Below are 18,456 nucleotides of genomic sequence, written 5' to 3'. Positions count from 1 at the left end.
GGATGCCTCCTGGTGGTGCTGGTGGATCACGGTGCCGGTCGGATTCCGGACACCGTCCTTGGCTCTGCAACGGATGACCGTACCCGTCGGTGCCCGTGATCTGTCACCCGCCCGACGTAGACTTCGGGGCTGCCCCCCTCACTCCCGGCCGGAGGACTCCCACTGTGACCAAGCCGCCGTTCACGCACCTGCACGTCCACACCCAGTACTCGCTGCTGGACGGTGCCGCGCGGCTGAAGGACATGTTCAACGCGTGCAACGAGATGGGCATGACGCACATCGCGATGTCGGACCACGGCAACCTGCACGGGGCCTATGACTTCTTCCACACCGCCCAGAAGGCCGGGATCACGCCGATCATCGGCATCGAGGCGTACGTCGCCCCCGAGTCCCGCCGCAACAAGCGCCGCGTGCAGTGGGGCCAGCCGCACCAGAAGCGGGACGACGTCTCCGGTTCCGGTGGTTACACCCACAAGACGATCTGGGCGTCCAACGCCACCGGCCTGCACAACATCTTCCGACTGTCCTCCGACGCCTACGCCGAGGGCTGGCTCACGAAGTGGCCGCGCATGGACAAGGAGACGATCTCCAAGTGGTCCGAGGGCCTGATCGCCTCGACCGGCTGTCCCTCCGGCGAGGTGCAGACGAGGCTGCGGCTCGGCCAGTTCGACGAGGCCGTCCAGGCCGCCTCCGACTACAAGGACATCTTCGGCGAGGGGCGCTACTTCCTGGAGCTGATGGACCACGGCATCGAGATCGAGCGCCGGGTCCGTGACGGGCTCCTGGAGATCGGCAAGAAGCTCGGCATCCCGCCGCTGGTGACGAACGACTCGCACTACACGTACGCGAGCGAGTCCGTCGCCCACGACGCCCTGCTCTGCATCCAGACCGGCAAGAACCTCTCCGACCCGGACCGCTTCCGGTTCGACGGCACCGGCTACTACCTGAAGTCCACCGACGAGATGTACGCCATCGACTCCTCGGACGCCTGGCAGGAGGGCTGCGCCAACACGCGGCTGGTCGCGGACCAGATCGACACCGAGGGCATGTTCAAGTTCCGGAACCTGATGCCGAAGTTCGACATCCCGGACGGCTACACCGAGGTCACCTGGTTCCGCGAGGAAACCATGCGCGGCATGCACCGCCGCTACCCGGGAGGCATCCCGGAGGACCGGATGCAGCAGGCCGAGTACGAGATGGACACGATCATCTCGATGGGCTTCCCCGGCTACTTCCTCGTCGTCGCCGACTTCATCATGTGGGCGAAGAACCAGGGCATCGCGGTCGGCCCCGGCCGAGGCTCCGCGGCCGGCTCGATCGTCGCGTACGCCATGGGCATCACCGACCTCGACCCCCTCACCCACGGCCTGATCTTCGAGCGCTTCCTGAACCCCGAGCGCGTCTCCATGCCCGATGTCGACATCGACTTCGACGAGCGCAGGCGCGTCGAGGTGATCCGGTACGTGACCGACAAGTACGGCGCCGACAAGGTCGCCATGATCGGCACGTACGGCACCATCAAGGCCAAGAACGCGATCAAGGACTCCGCCCGCGTCCTCGGCTACCCGTACGCCATGGGCGACCGGCTCACCAAGGCCATGCCCGCCGACGTCCTCGGCAAGGGCATCCCGCTCTCCGGCATCCTCGACCCGACGCACCCCCGCTACGGCGAGGCCGGCGAGATCCGCGGGATGTACGAGAACGAGCCCGACGTGAAGAAGGTCATCGACACCGCCCGCGGTGTGGAGGGCCTGGTCCGCCAGATGGGCGTGCACGCCGCCGGCGTGATCATGTCCAGCGAGACGATCACCGACCACGTGCCCGTCTGGGTGCGGCACTCCGACGGCGTCACCATCACCCAGTGGGACTACCCGAGCTGTGAGTCGCTCGGCCTGCTGAAGATGGACTTCCTCGGCCTGCGCAACCTCACGATCATGGACGACGCCGTCAAGATGGTGAAGGCCAACAAGGGGATCGACATCGATCTCCTGGGCCTGCCGCTCGACGACCCCAAGACCTTCGAACTGCTCGGCCGCGGTGACACCCTCGGCGTCTTCCAGTTCGACGGCGGCCCCATGCGCTCCCTGCTGCGCCTGATGAAGCCCGACAACTTCGAGGACATCTCCGCCGTCTCGGCCCTGTACCGGCCGGGCCCGATGGGCATGAACTCGCACACGAACTACGCCCTGCGCAAGAACAAGCAGCAGGAGATCACCCCGATCCACCCGGACCTGGAGAAGCCCCTCGAAGAGGTGCTCGCGGTCACCTACGGCCTGATCGTCTACCAGGAGCAGGTCCAGAAGGCCGCCCAGATCATCGCCGGGTACTCGCTCGGCGAGGCCGACATCCTGCGCCGCGTGATGGGCAAGAAGAAGCCCGAGGAACTGGCGAAGAACTTCACGATCTTCCAGGAGGGCGCCCGGAAGAACGGCTACAACGACAAGGCCATCCAGGCCTTGTGGGACGTCCTGGTCCCCTTCGCCGGCTACGCCTTCAACAAGGCCCACTCGGCCGCCTACGGCCTGGTCTCCTACTGGACCGCCTACCTCAAGGCCAACTTCCCGGCCGAGTACATGGCCGGCCTGCTCACCTCGGTCAAGGACGACAAGGACAAGTCCGCGATCTACCTGAACGAGTGCCGCCGCATGGGCATCAAGGTGCTCCCGCCGAACGTCAACGAGTCCGAGCCGAACTTCGCCGCCCAGGGCGACGACGTGATCCTCTTCGGGCTCACCGCCGTCCGCAACGTCGGTCAGAACGTCGTCGAGTCGATCATCAAGACCAGGAAGGCCAAGGGGAAGTTCTCCTCCTTCCCCGACTTCCTGGACAAGGTCGAGGCCGTCGTCTGCAACAAGCGGACCGTCGAATCGCTGATCAAGGCCGGCGCGTACGACGAGATGGGCCACACCCGCAAGGGCCTCGTCGCCCACCACGAACCGATGATCGACAACGTGGTGGCCGTCAAGCGCAAGGAGGCCGAGGGACAGTTCGACCTCTTCGGCGCAATGGGTGACGAGGGCGGCGCCGACGAGCCCGGCTTCGGGCTGGACGTGGAGTTCTCCGACGTCGAGTGGGAGAAGTCCTACCTGCTCGCCCAGGAGCGCGAGATGCTCGGCCTCTACGTCTCCGACCACCCGCTCTTCGGCCTGGAGCACGTCCTCTCCGACAAGACCGACGCCGGCATCTCCCAGCTGACCGGCGGTGAGCACTCCGACGGTGCGGTCGTCACCATCGGCGGCATCATCTCCGGCCTCCAGCGCAAGATGACCAAGCAGGGCAACGCCTGGGCCATCGCCACCGTCGAGGACCTGGCCGGCTCCATCGAATGCATGTTCTTCCCCGCGACCTACCAGCTCGTCTCCACCCAGCTGGTCGAGGACACGGTCGTCTTCGTCAAGGGCCGCCTGGACAAGCGCGAGGACGTCCCCCGCCTGGTCGCCATGGAGATGATGGTCCCCGACCTCACCTCGGCCGGCACCAACGCCCCCGTCGTCCTCACCATCCCCACCGTCAAGGTCACCCCGCCGATGGTCACCCGCCTCGGCGAGATCCTGCGCCACCACCGGGGCAACACCGAGGTGCGGATCAAGCTCCAGGGGCCGCGCAGCACCACCGTGCTACGGCTCGACAAGCACCGGGTCCAGCCCGACCCGGCGCTCTTCGGCGACCTCAAGGTGCTGCTCGGACCGTCCTGCCTGGCCGGCTAGCGGTCGACGCACGTACGGAGGGGCGCACCCGGAAGCCGGGTGCGCCCCTCCGTGTACGCGCGGGGGCCGTCAGTTGTGGCCGAACTTCTTTTCCTTGCGCTTGTGCGCCATGTCCATCGGACTCGGCGACGGCGAGAGCGACTCGCCCTGCGACTGGCTCGAACTCTTGCCCGGGTCCTGCGCCGAGGTGCGCTCCTGGGACTTCGCGGGCTGCTTCTGGTTCTTGTTCTTGGCCATGGAATGCCTCCGTGGGGGGTGTAGGGGCCAGGGCCGCCTTCACACTCACACAGCACCACAACCCGCGCATTTTGGATCATTACCGCGCGTGGTGGCCGCCCCTTCCCCACCACCCCGGGAGATCCGCCACGCCGATGATCGAGTTCCGGCCTTCAACGCCCGCGCGGTCGGGCAGACTCGGGGAATCCCAATCGAGGACCCCCAGGGAAGAGGGTGGAACGCGTGGACCGCTGCGTCGTCCTGGTGGACGCCGGCTACCTGCTCGGCGCCGCCGCGAGCCTCCTCGCGGGGGAACCCTCCCGCTCCCGCATCACCGTCGACCACGCCGCCCTCATCCAGGGCCTGCGGGAGCGGGCCGAGGCCGACACCGAACAACCCCTGCTGCGGATCTACTGGTTCGACGGCGCGCCCGATCGGGTGCCGCAACCCGAACACCGCCGGCTGCGCGTCATGCCCCGCGTCACCGTCCGGCTCGGGGCCCTGACCCGCAGCGACGGACGCTGGGCGCAAAAGGGCGTCGACGCCGCCATGCACGCCGAGCTCACCGAACTCGCCCGCAACCGGGCCTGCTCCGACGTGGTGCTCGTGACCGGCGACGGCGACCTGCTGCCCGGGCTGATGTCCGCCAAGGAACACGGGGTCGCCGTCCACCTGTGGGCCGTCCAGGCCGCCGACGGGGACTACAACCAGTCCGAGGACCTCGTCGCCGAGGCCGACGAACGCCGCGTCCTCGACCGCGCCTGGATCACCCGCGCCGTGCGCGCCCGCGACCTCACCGGACTGTGCGCCCCCGCGCCGGCCCCGCGCCCCGAGATCGCCGCGATCCTCTCCGCGCCCCTGCCCGAGGCCGCCCTCGCCGAAGCCGCCCGCAACGGCTCCCCGCCCGCCCCCGCAGCCACCCCCAACGGGGCCCCCGTGCCCGCCCCCGCCAACGAGGGCGCCAAGACCGTCCCCACCCCCAAGGACCTCGCCTCGCTGCGCGCCCCCGGCCAGGCCCAAGGCCCTGCCGGACACCTCGGGCAGAGCGCACCGGCGCCCGCCGGGAGCGCCCTGCGCTGGTCCTCCGACAAAGGGTGGATCGACCGGGCCGGCCCCCTCGGGGAGCCCGCCGAGACCGCCTCCCTGCCCACCCTCGCCCAGCTCACCAGCGCCGAACAGCGCTGGGCCGACCGCGAGGAGGACATCACCACCGTCGGCGGCGACCCCTTCGAGGTGGGCCAGGTCTTCGCCCGCCGCTGGATGGAACGCCTCCCCGAAACCGTCCACCTGCAGAAGCTCGCCACCATGTACCCGCGCGTCCCGCACCGCATCGACGGCGAGCTGCTGCGCTACGCCGCCCGCTTCGGGCTGCTCGCGCACAAGGACGACCAGATCGACGAACACGACCGGTACGCCATCCGGGCCGGCTTCTGGCGGGAGATCGACGTCCGGGCCGCAGCCGAGCACGTGAGCGGTCCCCAGGGCGCCGCGAGCGCCCCGCTGCCCACGAGCCCGAGCACCCCGGCGGCCGACCAGGGGTGAAAGCCGCGTAGGCTGCTCCCTCGTGAGTACGGGCACAGCACAGGCAGGGCACACCGCGGCAGCAGCCGCGGACGCGGCCTCCGACGTGGTCTGCGCGGTGCGTGACCTGGTCAAGACCTACCCCGCGGTCCGCGGCCGGCGAGGAGCCCCCGCACTGCCCGAGACCCGGGCCACCGACGGGATCTCCCTGACCGTCCGCCGCGGCGAGGTGTTCGGCCTGCTCGGCCCCAACGGCGCCGGCAAGTCCACCCTGGTCCGCCAGCTCACCGGCCTGCTGCGCCCCGACAGCGGCTCCGTGACCCTGCTCGGCCACGACGTCGTCCGCCACCCCGAACGCGCGGCCCGACTCCTCGCCTACCTGGGGCAGGAATCCACCGCCCTCGACGAACTCACCGTCGCCCTCGCCGTCGAGACCACGGGCCGGCTGCGCGGGCTCGCACTGCGCGACGCGCGGGCCGCACGGGACGAGGTACTGGAGGAACTCGGGCTGACCGGGATCGCCGGCCGACCCCTGAAGAAGCTCTCCGGCGGCCAGCGGCGCCTCGCCTGCTTCGCCACCGCACTGGCGGGGGAGCGGCCGCTGCTGGTCCTCGACGAACCCACCACGGGCATGGACCCGGTGGCCCGACGGGCGGTGTGGGCGGCCGTGGACCGCCGCCGCGCCCGGCACGGCGCGACGGTCCTGCTCGTCACCCACAACGTCATCGAGGCCGAGACGGTCCTCGACCGGGTCGCCGTCGTCGACCACGGCAAGGTCATCGCCTGCGACACCCCGACCGGACTCAAGGCCATGGTGTCCGACGAGGTCCGGCTCGAACTGGTCTGGCGCACCGCCCCGCCCCTGGACGTGCCCGCGGTCGCCGCGCTCGCCCCCGCCGCCGCCGAATCGGGCCGCCGCTGGGTCCTGCGGCTGCCGCAGGACGAGGCGCGCGCCGCGGTCGCGGCGGTGACGGGCGGCCCCGCCTTCGCCGCCCTCGACGATTTCACGTTGGCCACGCCGAGCCTGGAGGACGTCTACCTCGCGCTGGGTGGACGGATGAAGGGTCTGGTCAAGTCGTGACCACCGCTGTCGTTCCCGGGACGCTCGCACCCCGCGCCCGGTTCTTCCCCGCGCTCGCCGCCGTCTACCGGGCCCAACTGTCCAGGGCCCGCGTCGCCCGGATCCCGCTGCTGTTCGTGGCCACCTTCCAGTCCGTCGGCATCATGATCCTGATGCGCGGCGTGGTGGACGGCGGCTCCGAGGCGCGCGCCGTCGTCGCCGGGTCCTCGGTGCTCGTCGTCGCCTTCGTCGCACTGAACCTGCTCGCCCAGTACTTCGGGCAACTGCGGGCCGGCGGCGGCCTCGACCACTACGCCACCCTGCCCGTGCCGCCCGCCTCGGTGGTGCTCGGCGCCGCCGCCGCGTACGCGTCCTTCACCCTGCCCGGGACCCTCGTCACCGCCGTCTTCGGGAGCCTGCTGTTCGGGCTGCCGATGGGCGGACTGTGGATCCTGGCGGCGGTGGTACCGCTGGCCGGGGCCGCCCTCGCCGGCCTCGGGGCGGCGCTCGGGCTGCTAGCGCCGCGCCAGGAGCTCGCCACGCTGGCCGGGCAGCTGGGCATGTCGGCCGCGCTGCTGCTCGGGGTGCTGCCGCCCGAGCGGATGCCGGACGTGATCGTGTGGGCCCGGGACCTGCTGCCCTCGACGTACGGGGTCGAGGCCTTCGCGGAAACCTTCGCCCCGCACCCCGACTGGGCGGCCGTCCTCATCGACCTCGGCGTGTGCGCCGCCGTCGGCGTGCTGTCACTGGCCGTCGCGACGTGGGCGTACCGCCGGGCGGCGGTCCGCTGAAGCCGGTGCCGGTCGTACCTGGCACGATGTGGGGGTGACCGAAGCCGTGACCCCGCCGCCGTCCCCGCACGACCCGCCGCAGCCCCCGCCCGCGGCGGAGCCCGCGGACCGGCCCGGGCAGAAGCACACCGGGCAGCAGCACCCCGAACAGTCGAACCCGGAGCAGGACCACCCGGAGCAGGACGACCCGGAGCGGTCGCAGTCGGGACCGGACAAGCCGGGAGGGACCGCCGGGGGCATCACCGCCGCGGACGTCCGCGACGGCGCCGCCGTCACCCTGGTGGTCGGCGTGGCCGGCGTGCTCCTCGGCCTGCTGTGGGCGTGGCTCGCGCCCCGCGTGCAGTACGTCTCCAACGGCGAGGCCGTCTTCCTGCGCGACACCGAGAGCGAGGCGCGGATCGGCGCCGACGGCACCTTCTTCCTGCTGGCCCTCGGCTTCGGCGTGCTGAGCGCGGTCGCCGTCTTCCTGTGGCGCCGACGCGGCGGAGTGCCCCTCGTGATCGGGCTGACCCTCGGCGCCTGCTTCGCCTCGCTGGTGGGATGGCGGCTGGGGCTGCTCCTCGGACCGAGCGCCGACCTGCCGGCGGCGGCCGCCGCGGCGGGCAAGGGCGTGCCGTTCGACGCGCCGCTCCAACTGCTGGCCCACGGGGTGCTGCTCGTATGGCCGATGACGGCCGTCGCCCTGCACCTGGGCCTGACCGCGCTCTGGTCCCCGAAGGAGCCCCTTCCGGCGGGGGAGTGGGAGACCTACCCGCCGCCGCACGTCCACGTCGACCTGAAGAAGGACGCCCCGCACGACTGACGCCGACGGGCGACTAGGCGCGGGCGATCGGGGCCACCACCGCGCCCGTGAGCGCCGTCAGGTCCGCCGGGGACAGTTCGACCTCCAGGCCCCGGCGGCCCGCCGAGACGCAGACCGTCGGGTGCCCGGTCGCCGAGGCGTCCACGACCGTGCGCAGCCGCTTGCGCTGCCCCAGGGGGGAGATCCCGCCCCGGACGTAGCCCGTGGTGCGTTCCGCCAGGGCCGGATCCGCCATCGCGGCGCGCTTGCCGCCCGACGCGGTGGCCAGCGCCTTCAGGTCCAGGGAACCCGAGACGGGCACCACCGCCACGGTGAGGACCCCGTCCACGTCCGCGACGAGGGTCTTGAAGACCCGTTCCGCGGGGACGCCGAGGGCCTCGGCGGCCTCCTCGCCGTACGAGGGGTGGGCCGGGTCGTGCTCGTAGGCGTGGGTGGTGAACTCCACGCCCGCCGCCGTGAGGGCGACGATCGCCGGGGTGCCCGCCGGACCGGCCGGCTTCTTCTTCGCCATCAGTTCGGGCTCGCCATCAGTTCGGGCTCGTCGGGGTGCGGGTGAGCTCCACCGCCGGGAGCGACGGCAGGTGCCGGATCACGGCGGTCTCCGAGCGGAGCAGCTTCAGCTCCTCGGCGAGCCGGGTCGCGGTGTCCGGGGCCTGGAGCAGGCGCTGCTTCGAGGGGATGTCCAGGACGGCGGCGGCCGCCACCAGGTACGACACCACCGACGGCTCGTCCGGCAGGTCGGGCGCCGAGGTCAGCGACCGCTCCCGGGCGCCGGCCAACCGCTTCTGGTAGCTCCGGAACGCCCGCAGCACCCCTTCGGACAGGGCTCCCGCGCCGTCACCGGCGTCCTCCGCGAGTTCCTCCAGCTCCGCGACGAGGAAGGGCCCCGACGCGTCGACCGAGAGCAACCGGACCCGGGTCGTGCCGGTGGCCAGGACCTCGAAGCTGCCGTCCTCGCGCTCCCGGATCGTCGCCGCGTCGGCCACGCAGCCGACCCGGTGGAAGGCCTGGATCGGGTCCGCGCCGAAGCCCGCGGCCGGGCCCCGCTCGGGCACGGCCGTCTGGTCGGGGAGGCCGGGGGCCGTCGGGGCGACCTCCCGGCCGTCGCGGATCGCGACGACCGCGAAGCGGCGCGGCTCGTCCTCGCCCGACTTCAGCAGTTCGCGCATCATGGCGCGATAGCGCTCCTCGAAGATGTTCAGCGGCAGCACGAGGCCCGGGAACAGAACCGAGTTCAGCGGGAAGAGGGGCAGGCGAACGGTGGTCACGAGGCACAGGGTAGTGGCCGGACGGCCGGAGCCGTCACCCCCGCCTCAGCAGCCGTGACGCGCCCGCCGCCACCGTCGTGGCCAGGATCCAGCCCAGGAGGACCAGCGCCGCCGACCCCCACTGCCAGCCGCCCGCCATCTTCCAGTGCCCCTCCTGGCCGAGATCGATCACCGGGAGCAGGAGGTCCAGCGCGTACAGGGCGGCGTTCCAGTTCGGGTGCTCGTCCGCCTTGACCGGCTCCGGACGGTGTCCGAGGAACAGCAGGGTCCCCGCCGCCCACAGGAGCGCCATCCACAGCGCGGCCCGGCCCGGCCGGTACCCGTAGACCACCGTCCAGTCCTGGAGCAGGCCCCAGGCCCGGGCCGCCGGCGGCAGGGTGGTCCGCCGCCGGCGCTGCTTCGCCAGCAGCACCTCGCGGGCCTCCGCGTCCTCCCCGCCGTCCCGCAGCACCGTCGCGAGCCGCTCGTACGGCTCGGGGGAGTACTCCGGGGTCGCCGCCTCCACCCAGGCCAGACGGCGGGCGAGGGTGAAGTCGCCGCGGGGCGCGACCTTCTCGTAGACGAACCCCTCCATCGACAGCCGGCCCGGCCCCGGCCAGCTCGTGTGCCGGTCGACCAGCTTGTCGACCTTCGCGCCCGACACCACGACCCGGCCCCGCTCCGGCGCCTCCCCGACGAAACGGAACTCCGGGGTCTGGATCCGCCGCAGCGAGACCTCCTGGTCCGGGGCGAGCTCGAAGCGGGCCCCGTAGAAGTCGACGGAGTCACCGAAGCGCCCGTCGTCCAACCGCAGGCCGCCCCGGCACTCGAAGGCCTGCCCGGGTCCGCCGTTCGTGGGCGTCCGGCTCCAGTCGTCGCCGTGGGCGGGAGCGCCGTCCGGGGCGGTGAGGGCGATGGAGGTCAGGTACAGCGTCCGCTCGACGGTCAGGGTGGGCGCGTTCAGGGCCCGCTGCCCGGCCGGGGCGGTCAGTCGCGCGCCGCGCAGGCTCATCGAGGCACCGACCTTCGCCCCCCGCAGACTGACCTCGCCGTGCGTCTCCAGCAGGTCGCCGTGGAAGTCCTGCGCGATCGAGATCCCGTCGGCCGCGATCGCCGGGCCCCGGTGGTCGGCGCGCACGACGGTCCGACCGACCAGCAGGTCCGTCCCGATCTGCGCGTCGGTCAGCCGGATGCCCCGCGCCACGCGGGAGGCCACCAGGTGCAGGTCGCCCTCGGCGTGCAGCCGGGCCGCCTCCAGCCGGGGTATCGCGCAGTTGTGCAGGCGCAGCGTGCCGCAGCGCGTTTCGGACAGCCGGACGTCCTCGTCGAAGCGGCACGAGCGGATCTCGACGTACGGGGCCACCGTGCCACCCGAAAGGTCCAGCCGCCCGGTGATCCGCGCCCCGCGCAGCTTCAGGCAGCCCACCCGGCCGGGTACCGGAGCGGGACCGGCCAACAGCAGCAGGGCCACCACCTCGGCCCGTACCGACCGCTCGGGGCCCCACGGCGCCCCCTCGTGCGGCGCCGCGGCCGCCTCCCCGGGCGCCCGGAAGTCACAGATCGTGCCCGCGCGGAACGTCTCCCACATGTGCCGCTCGGCCCCGCTCAGGTCCCCCGGCGGTGCGTCCGTCATCACTTCGGTCATGGCAGCCCCCCGCCTGTCACGTGCGCGTACGCCCACGCTATGCGGCGCCTGTGACATCCGGGGCGCGTATCAGTCAGTGATACGGGCGAACGGTCGCGGGAGACGGTCTGAGAGAATTGGGGCGTGATCTCTCGTATCGACCTGCGCGGTGACTCCCTCCCCGAGGGTGGCGCCCTGCGCGATCTGCTGCCCCGTGCCGAGTTCGACGTCGAAGCCGCCCTGGAGAAGGTGCGGCCCATCTGCGAGGACGTCCATCATCGTGGCACGGCGGCGCTGATCGAGTTCGCGCAGAAGTTCGACGGGGTCGAACTCTCGCAGGTCCGGGTGCCCGCGCAGGCCATCACGGCCGCCCTGGAGCAGCTGGATCCGGCCGTCCGCGCCGCCCTGGAGGAGTCGATCCGGCGCGCCCGGATCGTGCACCGCAACCAGCGCCGCACCGAGCACACCACCCAGGTGGTCCCCGGCGGCACCGTGACCGAGAAGTGGGTTCCGGTCGAGCGCGTGGGGCTGTACGCCCCGGGCGGCCGCTCCGTGTACCCGTCCTCCGTCGTGATGAACGTCGTACCGGCCCAGGAGGCGGGCGTCGAGTCGATCGCGCTGGCCTCCCCGCCGCAGAAGGAGTTCGGCGGGCTGCCGCACCCCACCATCCTCGCCGCGTGCGCGCTGCTCGGCGTGGACGAGGTGTACGCGGTCGGCGGCGCCCAGGCCGTCGCGATGTTCGCCTACGGAACCACCGGACCCGACGGCTGCCCGCCGGCGAACATGGTGACCGGCCCCGGCAACATCTGGGTCGCCGCCGCCAAGCGCTACTTCACCGGGAGGATCGGCATCGACACGGAGGCCGGCCCCACCGAGATCGCCGTCCTCGCGGACTCCACGGCCGACCCGGTGCACGTCGCGGCCGACCTGATCAGCCAGGCCGAGCACGACCCGCTCGCCGCCGCCGTCCTCGTCACGGACTCCGCCGAGCTCGCGGACGCCGTCGAGAAGGAACTGGAACCGCAGGTCGCGGCCACCAGGCACATCGAGGACCGGATCAAGCCGGCCCTCGCGGGCAAGCAGTCCGCGATCGTCCTCGTCGACAGCCTGGAGGACGGCCTCAAGGTCGTCGACGCGTACGGCGCCGAACACCTGGAGATCCAGACCGCCGACGCCGGCGCCTGGGCCGCCCGGGTGCGCAACGCCGGCGCGATCTTCGTCGGCCCCTGGTCCCCGGTCTCCCTGGGCGACTACTGCGCCGGCTCCAACCACGTGCTGCCCACCGGCGGCTGCGCCTGCCACTCCTCCGGCCTGTCCGTGCAGTCCTTCCTGCGCGGCATCCACATCGTCGACTACACGCGCGACGCCCTCGCCGAGGTCGCCCACCACGTGGTGACGCTCGCCGAGGCCGAGGACCTGCCCGCGCACGGGGCCGCCCTGAAGGCCCGCTTCGGATGGAAGGTTCCCCAGCAGTGACCGCGGACATCGGAATCGACGACCTCCCCATCCGGGACGAACTCCGCGGCAAGTCCCCGTACGGCGCCCCGCAGCTCGACGTGCCCGTCCAGCTGAACACCAACGAGAACCCGTACGAGCTCCCCGCCGAACTCGTCGCCCGGATCGCCGAACGCGTGTCCGACGCCGCCCGCACCCTCAACCGCTACCCGGACCGGGACGCCGTCGAGCTGCGCACCGAGCTCGCCGCCTACCTCACCCGTACCGGCAAGCACCCCGTCGCGCGGGAGAACGTCTGGGCCGCCAACGGCTCCAACGAGGTCCTCCAGCAGCTGCTGCAGACCTTCGGCGGGCCCGGCCGCACCGCGATCGGCTTCGAGCCCTCCTACTCGATGCACGCGCTGATCGCCCGCGGCACCGGCACCCAGTGGATCTCCGGCCCGCGCCGCGAGGACTTCACCATCGACGTCGCGGCGGCGGAAGCGGCGATCGCCGAGAACGCCCCCGACGTCGTCTTCATCACCTCGCCCAACAACCCCACGGGCACCGCCGTCGCGGCCGAGACCGTCCTCGCGCTCTACGAGGCCGCCCAGGCCGCCAAGCCGTCCCTCGTCGTCGTCGACGAGGCGTACGTGGAGTTCAGCCACCGGGACTCGCTGCTGCCCCTCATCGAGGGCCGCCCGAACCTGGTGGTCTCCCGGACCATGTCCAAGGCCTTCGGCGCCGCGGGCCTGCGCCTGGGCTACCTGGCCGCGCACCCCGCCGTGGTCGACGCCGTCCAGCTGGTGCGCCTGCCGTACCACCTGTCGGCCGTCACCCAGGCGACCGCGCTGGCCGCCCTGGAGCACACCGACACCCTGCTCGGCTACGTCGAGCAGCTCAAGTCCGAACGGGACCGCCTCGTCACCGAGCTGCGGGCCCTCGGGTACGAGGTCACCGACTCCGACGCGAACTTCGTCCAGTTCGGGCGGTTCGACGATTCCCACACCGCCTGGCGGAAGATCCTCGACCAGGGCGTCCTGGTCCGGGACAACGGCGTACCCGGATGGCTGCGGGTCACCGCCGGCACCCCGGCAGAGAACGACGCGTTCCTGGAAGCGGTTCGCGCACTGAAGAAGGAGCAGCAGGCATGAGCCGCATCGGACGGGTCGAACGGACCACGAAGGAGACCTCGGTCCTCGTCGAGATAAACCTCGACGGCACCGGCAAGGTCGACGTGTCGACCGGCGTGGGCTTCTACGACCACATGCTCGACCAGCTCGGCCGCCACGGCCTCTTCGACCTCACCGTCAAGACCGAGGGCGACCTGCACATCGACAGCCACCACACCATCGAGGACAGCGCCCTCGCGCTGGGCGCCGCCTTCAAGCAGGCCCTCGGTGACAAGGTCGGCATCTACCGCTTCGGCAACTGCACGGTCCCGCTGGACGAGTCCCTCGCCCAGGTGACCGTCGACCTGTCCGGCCGCCCGTACCTCGTGCACACCGAGCCCGAGAACATGGCGCCGATGATCGGCACGTACGACACGACGATGACCCGGCACATCTTCGAGTCCTTCGTCGCGCAGGCCCAGATCGCCCTGCACATCCACGTCCCGTACGGCCGCAACGCCCACCACATCGTGGAGTGCCAGTTCAAGGCCCTCGCCCGGGCCCTGCGCTACGCCGCCGAGTTCGACCCGCGCGCCGCCGGCATCCTGCCCTCCACGAAGGGCGCCCTCTAGCCGTGAACGGCCTCAACACCATCCTGATCGTCGTCGGCCTCTTCCTGGCCGGCGGCGTCTACTCCTTCCAGAAGCAGAAGATGCCGCTGTCGCTCATCATCCTGCTCACCATCGGCTCCGTGATGTGCCTGGCCGCCGGAGTCCTGCGGATCCAGGGAATTTGGGAGTGAGCCCGGTGACCCCCACCAAGAAGGTCGTCGTCTTCGACTACGGCTTCGGCAACGTCCGGTCCGCCGAACGCGCCCTGGCGCGCGTCGGCGCGGACGTCGAGATCACCCGCGACTACGACAAGGCGATGGACGCCGACGGCCTCCTCGTGCCCGGCGTCGGCGCCTTCTCCGCCTGCATGCAGGGACTCAAGGACGCCCGCGGCGACTGGATCATCGGCCGCCGACTCTCCGGCGGCCGCCCCGTCATGGGCATCTGCGTCGGCATGCAGATCCTCTTCGAACGCGGCATCGAGCACGGCGTGGAGACCGAGGGCCTCGACGAGTGGCCCGGCACGGTCGGCCCGCTCAAGGCCCCCGTCGTCCCCCACATGGGCTGGAACACCGTCGACGCCCCCACCGACAGCCAGGCCTTCGCCGGCCTCGACGCGGACGCCCGCTTCTACTTCGTGCACTCCTACGCCGCGCACGACTGGAGCCTGGAAGTCACCAACCCGCTGATCCGCGCCCCCAAGGTCACCTGGGCCACCCACGGCGAACGCTTCGTCGCGGCCGTGGAGAACGGGGCCCTGTGGGCCACCCAGTTCCACCCCGAGAAGTCCGGCGACACCGGTGCCCAGCTCCTCACCAACTGGATCGAGACCCTGTGATGACCGCACCCACCCTCGAACTCCTCCCCGCGGTCGACGTCCGCGACGGCCAGGCCGTCCGCCTCGTCCACGGCGTCTCGGGCAGCGAGACCTCCTACGGATCCCCGCTGGAGGCCGCCCTCGCCTGGCAGCGCTCCGGCGCCGAATGGCTCCACCTCGTCGACCTGGACGCCGCGTTCGGCACCGGCGACAACCGCGCCCTCGTCGCCGAGATCACCGGCGCCATGGACATCAAGGTCGAGCTGTCCGGCGGCATCCGCGACGACGCCTCGCTCGCCGCGGCCCTCGCCACCGGCTGCACCCGCGTCAACCTCGGCACCGCCGCCCTGGAGACCCCCGAGTGGGCCGCCAAGGCCATCGCCGACCACGGCGACCGGATCGCCGTCGGCCTCGACGTCCGCGGCACCACCCTCAAGGGCCGCGGTTGGACCAGCGAGGGCGGCGACCTCTACGAGACCCTCGCCCGCCTGGACTCCGAGGGCTGCGCCCGCTACGTCGTCACCGACATCGGCAAGGACGGCACCCTCACCGGCCCCAACCTGGAGCTGCTGCGCAACGTCTGCGCCGCCACCGACCGGCCCGTCGTGGCCTCCGGGGGCATCTCCTCCCTCGACGACCTGCGCGCGCTGTCCGCGCTCGTGCCGCTCGGCGTCGAGGGCGCGATCGTCGGCAAGGCCCTGTACGCCAAGGCCTTCACCCTCGAAGAAGCCCTGAACGTCACGAAGGCAGGCTCCGCATGAGTTCCGTACGTCGTATCTCCTCCGGCGGCCCGTACGAGGACGTCATCGCGTACTCCCGCGCCGTCCAGCTCCCGAACGGGCTCGTGCTCGTCTCCGGCTGCACCGCGGCCGACGCGGGCGGCCCGTACGACCAGGCCGTCGCCGCCTTCGGCGTCGCCTTCAAGGCCCTCGCCCAGGCCGGACTCGGCCCCGAGGACGTGGTGCGCACCCGCATGTACCTCACCCACGCCCGCGACGTGGAAGAGGTGGGCCGCGCCCACAAGACGCTGTTCGACGCCGTCCGCCCCGCCGCGACGATGCTCATCGTCTCCGGCTTCGTCGACCCGTCGATGGTCGTCGAGGTGGAGGTAGAGGCGTACCGGGAGCCGTCCGCATGAGCCTCGCCGTACGCGTGATCCCCTGCCTCGACGTGGACAACGGCCGCGTCGTCAAGGGCGTCAACTTCCAGAACCTGCGCGACGCGGGCGACCCCGTCGAGATGGCCAAGCTGTACGACGCCGAAGGCGCCGACGAGTTGACCTTCCTCGACATCACCGCATCGTCCGGCAACCGCGAGACGACCTACGACGTGGTGCGCCGCACCGCCGAACAGGTCTTCATCCCGCTGACCGTCGGCGGCGGCGTGCGCACCGCCGACGACGTGGACAAGCTGCTGCGGGCCGGAGCGGACAAGGTCGGCGTCAACACCGCCGCCATCGCCCGCCCCGAACTCATCCAGGAGATCGCCGAACGCTTCGGCCGTCAGGTCCTGGTCCTGTCGGTCGACGCGCGCCGCACCGCCACCGGCTCCTTCGAGGTCACCACCCACGGCGGCCGCAAGGGCACCGGCATCGACGCCGTCGAATGGGCCCACCGCGCCGCCGAACTCGGCGCCGGGGAGATCCTGCTCAACTCGATGGACGCCGACGGCACCAAGGACGGCTACGACACCGAGATGATCGCCGCCGTCCGCAAGCACGTCACCGTCCCGGTGATCGCCTCCGGAGGCGCCGGCAACCTCGCGCACTTCCCGCCGGCCATCGCCGCCGGAGCCGACGCGGTGCTCGCCGCCTCGGTGTTCCACTTCGGAGACCTGCGGATCTCCGAGGTCAAGACGTCGCTGCGCGAGGCGGGCCACCCCGTCCGCTGACGGACACCCGCCCGGAAGCCCCGCGAAAAACACCTGCCGCGCCACCCCCACCCCGCCTAGGCTGGTCCAGACCAGTCGAGGAGGGGTGCGGTGGGCGCGGCAGCCGTGTTGCGTGACGGGAACGTCCTGCGATGGCTCGGGGCGTACGCCGCCTCCCTCATCGGGGACGGGATCTACTTCCTCGCCCTCGGCTGGGCCGCCGCGCAGAGCGCCGGACCCGGCGAGGTCGGCCTGGTCATGGCCGCCGGAGCGGTACCCCGAGCCCTGCTCATGCTGGGCGGCGGGGTCGTCGCCGACCGCTTCGGCCCGCGCCTCGTCGTCCTCTCCTCCGACGCCGTGCGGTGCGCGGTCGTCCTCGCCCTCGCGGCGATCGTCGCCCTCACCTCGCCCGGCCTGTGGCTCCTGGTCGTCGTCGCCCTCGTCTTCGGACTGGTCGACGCCCTGTTCATGCCCGCCGTCGGAGCGCTGCCGCCGCGGATCGCCGAGCCCGGACACCTCGTACGCGTCCAGGGCCTGCGCAGCCTCGCCGAACGCGTCGGACACACCGCCGGGCCGCCGGCCGCCGGCCTCGCCATGGGCCTGGGCGGCCCCGCGACGGCCTTCGCGGTGGCCGCCGCACTGTTCGCCGTCTCGCTGGCGCTCCTGCTGACGGTACGCATCTCCCCGCTCCCCGGCGCCGCCCCCGACGGACGGACGGGGTCCCGTACGCGGGGGAGTACGAGGAGCGCCGGGCGGGAGCTGCGGTCCGGGCTCGCGTACATCGGGCGGCACGGGCTGATAGGCCCGCTCGTCCTCTCCGGCGCGCTGAGCCAGCTCGGCACCTCCGCCCCGCTCACCCTCGGGCTGATCCTGCTCGCCGGGGAACGCGGCTGGGGTGCGGGCGGGGTCGGCTGGGTCGTCGGCGCACTCGGCGCGGGCGCCGCCGCGAGCGCCCTGCTGCTCACCCTGATCCCGCGCTTCCCCCGCGCCGGGGCGTGGCAGAACGCCACCCTGATCGCCGGCTCGGCGGGCATCGGGGCCCTCGCCCTGGCCCCGACCCTCACCTCGGCGGTGGCGCTGGCGCTGGTCACCGGACTCGTCTGCGGGATCTGCGGAGGGCTGGCCGTCGCCCTGATCCAGACCGCCACCGACCCCACCTACCTGGGGCGGGTCAGCTCCGTCATGGCCTTCACGGCGGTCGGGCTGGCCCCGCTGGCCTATCCCGTGTTCGGGCTGGCGGCCGAGCTGTGGGGGATCACCCCGGTGTTCCTCGCCGGCGGCGCGCTGAGCATGGCCGGTGCGGCCGTCGGCACCTGGGCCCCGGCGGTCCGCCGAGCGGAACTCACCCTGACCTGACCCCACCCCACAACTCCGCCCCGCGCCTCAATCGCCGGCGGGGCTGGGGGGTGCGGCGGGGCCCGGGTGGGCGACCGGGGCCACGGTGCAGGCCCCTGGGGCTCCGGCCCGGACCCCGCGCCTCAACCGCCGGCGGGGCTGGATCAGGCGGGGTCGGATGGTGAGAGGGGGCCATATTGTGCGGCCGCGTCACGGTGCAGGCCCCTGGGGCTCCGCCCCAGACCCCGCGCCTCAATCGCCGGCGGGGCTGGGGATGCGGCGGGTCCGGTGCGTACGGCAAGGCCGGATG

Annotated in this window: 18 protein-coding genes; 14 read left to right on the top strand and 4 right to left on the bottom strand. The window is 72.2% G+C overall.

The window, feature by feature from the left end:
* Positions 1–164: 164 nt before the first annotated feature.
* A complete protein-coding gene (gene dnaE, locus ACFVS6_RS30325; protein ID WP_389708831.1) occupies positions 165–3,707 on the top strand; it encodes a DNA polymerase III subunit alpha in 3,543 nt (1,180 codons plus the stop codon).
* A gap of 69 nt (positions 3,708–3,776) precedes the next feature.
* Here the strand turns inward: dnaE and ACFVS6_RS30320 are convergent, their stop codons facing one another.
* The gene (locus ACFVS6_RS30320; RefSeq protein WP_389708829.1) at positions 3,777–3,944 is read right to left on the bottom strand and encodes a hypothetical protein; all 168 of its coding nucleotides are present in this window, start codon (positions 3,942–3,944) and stop codon (positions 3,777–3,779) included.
* A 213-nt stretch (positions 3,945–4,157) separates the two neighbouring features.
* On the opposite strand from ACFVS6_RS30320, the gene ACFVS6_RS30315 reads away from it, so the two are divergent.
* From ACFVS6_RS30315 to ACFVS6_RS30300, 4 genes are read left to right on the top strand one after another with little or no spacing between them, the layout of a single operon-like run.
* Entirely contained in the window at positions 4,158–5,465 is a 1,308-nt protein-coding gene (locus ACFVS6_RS30315; RefSeq protein ID WP_389708827.1) for an NYN domain-containing protein, read from the top strand.
* 22 nt (positions 5,466–5,487) lie between these two features.
* The gene (locus ACFVS6_RS30310; protein WP_389708825.1) at positions 5,488–6,525 is read left to right on the top strand and encodes an ABC transporter ATP-binding protein; all 1,038 of its coding nucleotides are present in this window, start codon (positions 5,488–5,490) and stop codon (positions 6,523–6,525) included.
* Entirely contained in the window at positions 6,522–7,295 is a 774-nt protein-coding gene (locus tag ACFVS6_RS30305) for an ABC transporter permease (protein ID WP_389708823.1), read from the top strand. The genes ACFVS6_RS30310 and ACFVS6_RS30305 overlap by 4 nt, the downstream gene beginning before the upstream one ends.
* A gap of 34 nt (positions 7,296–7,329) precedes the next feature.
* Positions 7,330–8,097 (top strand): hypothetical protein, encoded by a 768-nt coding sequence (locus ACFVS6_RS30300; protein ID WP_389708821.1) that lies wholly within the window; start codon positions 7,330–7,332, stop codon positions 8,095–8,097.
* A gap of 13 nt (positions 8,098–8,110) precedes the next feature.
* Here ACFVS6_RS30300 and ybaK read toward each other — a convergent pair whose 3' ends face one another.
* The 3 genes from ybaK to ACFVS6_RS30285 are packed head-to-tail and all read right to left on the bottom strand — an operon-like array spanning position 8,111 to position 10,989.
* Positions 8,111–8,608, bottom strand: coding sequence for a Cys-tRNA(Pro) deacylase (gene ybaK / locus ACFVS6_RS30295; RefSeq protein ID WP_389708820.1), 498 nt, complete (start codon positions 8,606–8,608; stop codon positions 8,111–8,113).
* Between the two features lie 16 nt (positions 8,609–8,624).
* On the bottom strand, positions 8,625–9,365 hold the full coding sequence (locus tag ACFVS6_RS30290) for an LON peptidase substrate-binding domain-containing protein (RefSeq protein WP_281205978.1): 741 nt from the start codon (positions 9,363–9,365) through the stop codon (positions 8,625–8,627).
* 34 nt (positions 9,366–9,399) lie between these two features.
* Positions 9,400–10,989, bottom strand: a complete 1,590-nt coding sequence (locus tag ACFVS6_RS30285; RefSeq protein ID WP_389708818.1) for an oxidoreductase — start codon at positions 10,987–10,989, stop codon at positions 9,400–9,402.
* 123 nt (positions 10,990–11,112) lie between these two features.
* Here ACFVS6_RS30285 and hisD point away from each other — a divergent pair, with 123 nt between their 5' ends.
* The 9 genes from hisD to ACFVS6_RS30240 all read left to right on the top strand — a co-directional run bounded on the left by hisD (position 11,113) and on the right by ACFVS6_RS30240 (position 18,167).
* Complete coding sequence (gene hisD, locus ACFVS6_RS30280; protein ID WP_389708816.1) at positions 11,113–12,444, top strand: histidinol dehydrogenase; 1,332 nt, start codon at positions 11,113–11,115, stop codon at positions 12,442–12,444.
* Complete coding sequence (locus ACFVS6_RS30275) at positions 12,441–13,556, top strand: histidinol-phosphate transaminase (RefSeq protein ID WP_389708814.1); 1,116 nt, start codon at positions 12,441–12,443, stop codon at positions 13,554–13,556. Before hisD ends, ACFVS6_RS30275 begins: the two co-directional genes overlap by 4 nt.
* Positions 13,553–14,146 carry an imidazoleglycerol-phosphate dehydratase HisB gene (gene hisB / locus ACFVS6_RS30270; RefSeq protein ID WP_031148346.1) on the top strand — a complete coding sequence of 198 codons (594 nt, stop codon included), beginning with the start codon at positions 13,553–13,555 and terminating at the stop codon, positions 14,144–14,146. Before ACFVS6_RS30275 ends, hisB begins: the two co-directional genes overlap by 4 nt.
* A gap of 2 nt (positions 14,147–14,148) precedes the next feature.
* On the top strand, positions 14,149–14,316 hold the full coding sequence (locus ACFVS6_RS30265; protein ID WP_281205974.1) for a hypothetical protein: 168 nt from the start codon (positions 14,149–14,151) through the stop codon (positions 14,314–14,316).
* Between the two features lie 5 nt (positions 14,317–14,321).
* Positions 14,322–14,963, top strand: a complete 642-nt coding sequence (gene hisH, locus ACFVS6_RS30260) for an imidazole glycerol phosphate synthase subunit HisH (RefSeq protein WP_389708812.1) — start codon at positions 14,322–14,324, stop codon at positions 14,961–14,963.
* Positions 14,963–15,703, top strand: coding sequence for a bifunctional 1-(5-phosphoribosyl)-5-((5-phosphoribosylamino)methylideneamino)imidazole-4-carboxamide isomerase/phosphoribosylanthranilate isomerase PriA (priA, locus tag ACFVS6_RS30255; RefSeq protein ID WP_389708810.1), 741 nt, complete (start codon positions 14,963–14,965; stop codon positions 15,701–15,703). Before hisH ends, priA begins: the two co-directional genes overlap by 1 nt.
* Positions 15,700–16,080, top strand: coding sequence for a RidA family protein (locus tag ACFVS6_RS30250; protein ID WP_389708808.1), 381 nt, complete (start codon positions 15,700–15,702; stop codon positions 16,078–16,080). Before priA ends, ACFVS6_RS30250 begins: the two co-directional genes overlap by 4 nt.
* Positions 16,077–16,832, top strand: a complete 756-nt coding sequence (gene hisF, locus ACFVS6_RS30245) for an imidazole glycerol phosphate synthase subunit HisF (RefSeq protein ID WP_389708806.1) — start codon at positions 16,077–16,079, stop codon at positions 16,830–16,832. Before ACFVS6_RS30250 ends, hisF begins: the two co-directional genes overlap by 4 nt.
* 90 nt (positions 16,833–16,922) lie before the next feature.
* A complete protein-coding gene (locus tag ACFVS6_RS30240) occupies positions 16,923–18,167 on the top strand; it encodes an MFS transporter (RefSeq protein ID WP_389708804.1) in 1,245 nt (414 codons plus the stop codon).
* Positions 18,168–18,456 lie beyond the last annotated feature (289 nt).

The organism is Streptomyces sp. NPDC057939 (assembly GCF_042887545.1).
GTDB lineage: Bacteria > Actinomycetota > Actinomycetes > Streptomycetales > Streptomycetaceae > Streptomyces.
This window is presented reverse-complemented; position numbering and strand designations above follow the sequence as displayed.

Coding starts and splice junctions, on each gene's coding strand:
- ACFVS6_RS30320 (WP_389708829.1), bottom strand. CDS start 3,944: ATGGCCAAGAACAAGAACCAGAAGCAGCCCGCGAAGTCCCAGGAGCGC.
- ybaK (WP_389708820.1), bottom strand. CDS start 8,608: ATGGCGAAGAAGAAGCCGGCCGGTCCGGCGGGCACCCCGGCGATCGTC.
- ACFVS6_RS30285 (WP_389708818.1), bottom strand. CDS start 10,989: ATGACCGAAGTGATGACGGACGCACCGCCGGGGGACCTGAGCGGGGCC.
- hisB (WP_031148346.1), top strand. CDS start 13,553: ATGAGCCGCATCGGACGGGTCGAACGGACCACGAAGGAGACCTCGGTC.
- priA (WP_389708810.1), top strand. CDS start 14,963: ATGACCGCACCCACCCTCGAACTCCTCCCCGCGGTCGACGTCCGCGAC.
- ACFVS6_RS30250 (WP_389708808.1), top strand. CDS start 15,700: ATGAGTTCCGTACGTCGTATCTCCTCCGGCGGCCCGTACGAGGACGTC.
- hisF (WP_389708806.1), top strand. CDS start 16,077: ATGAGCCTCGCCGTACGCGTGATCCCCTGCCTCGACGTGGACAACGGC.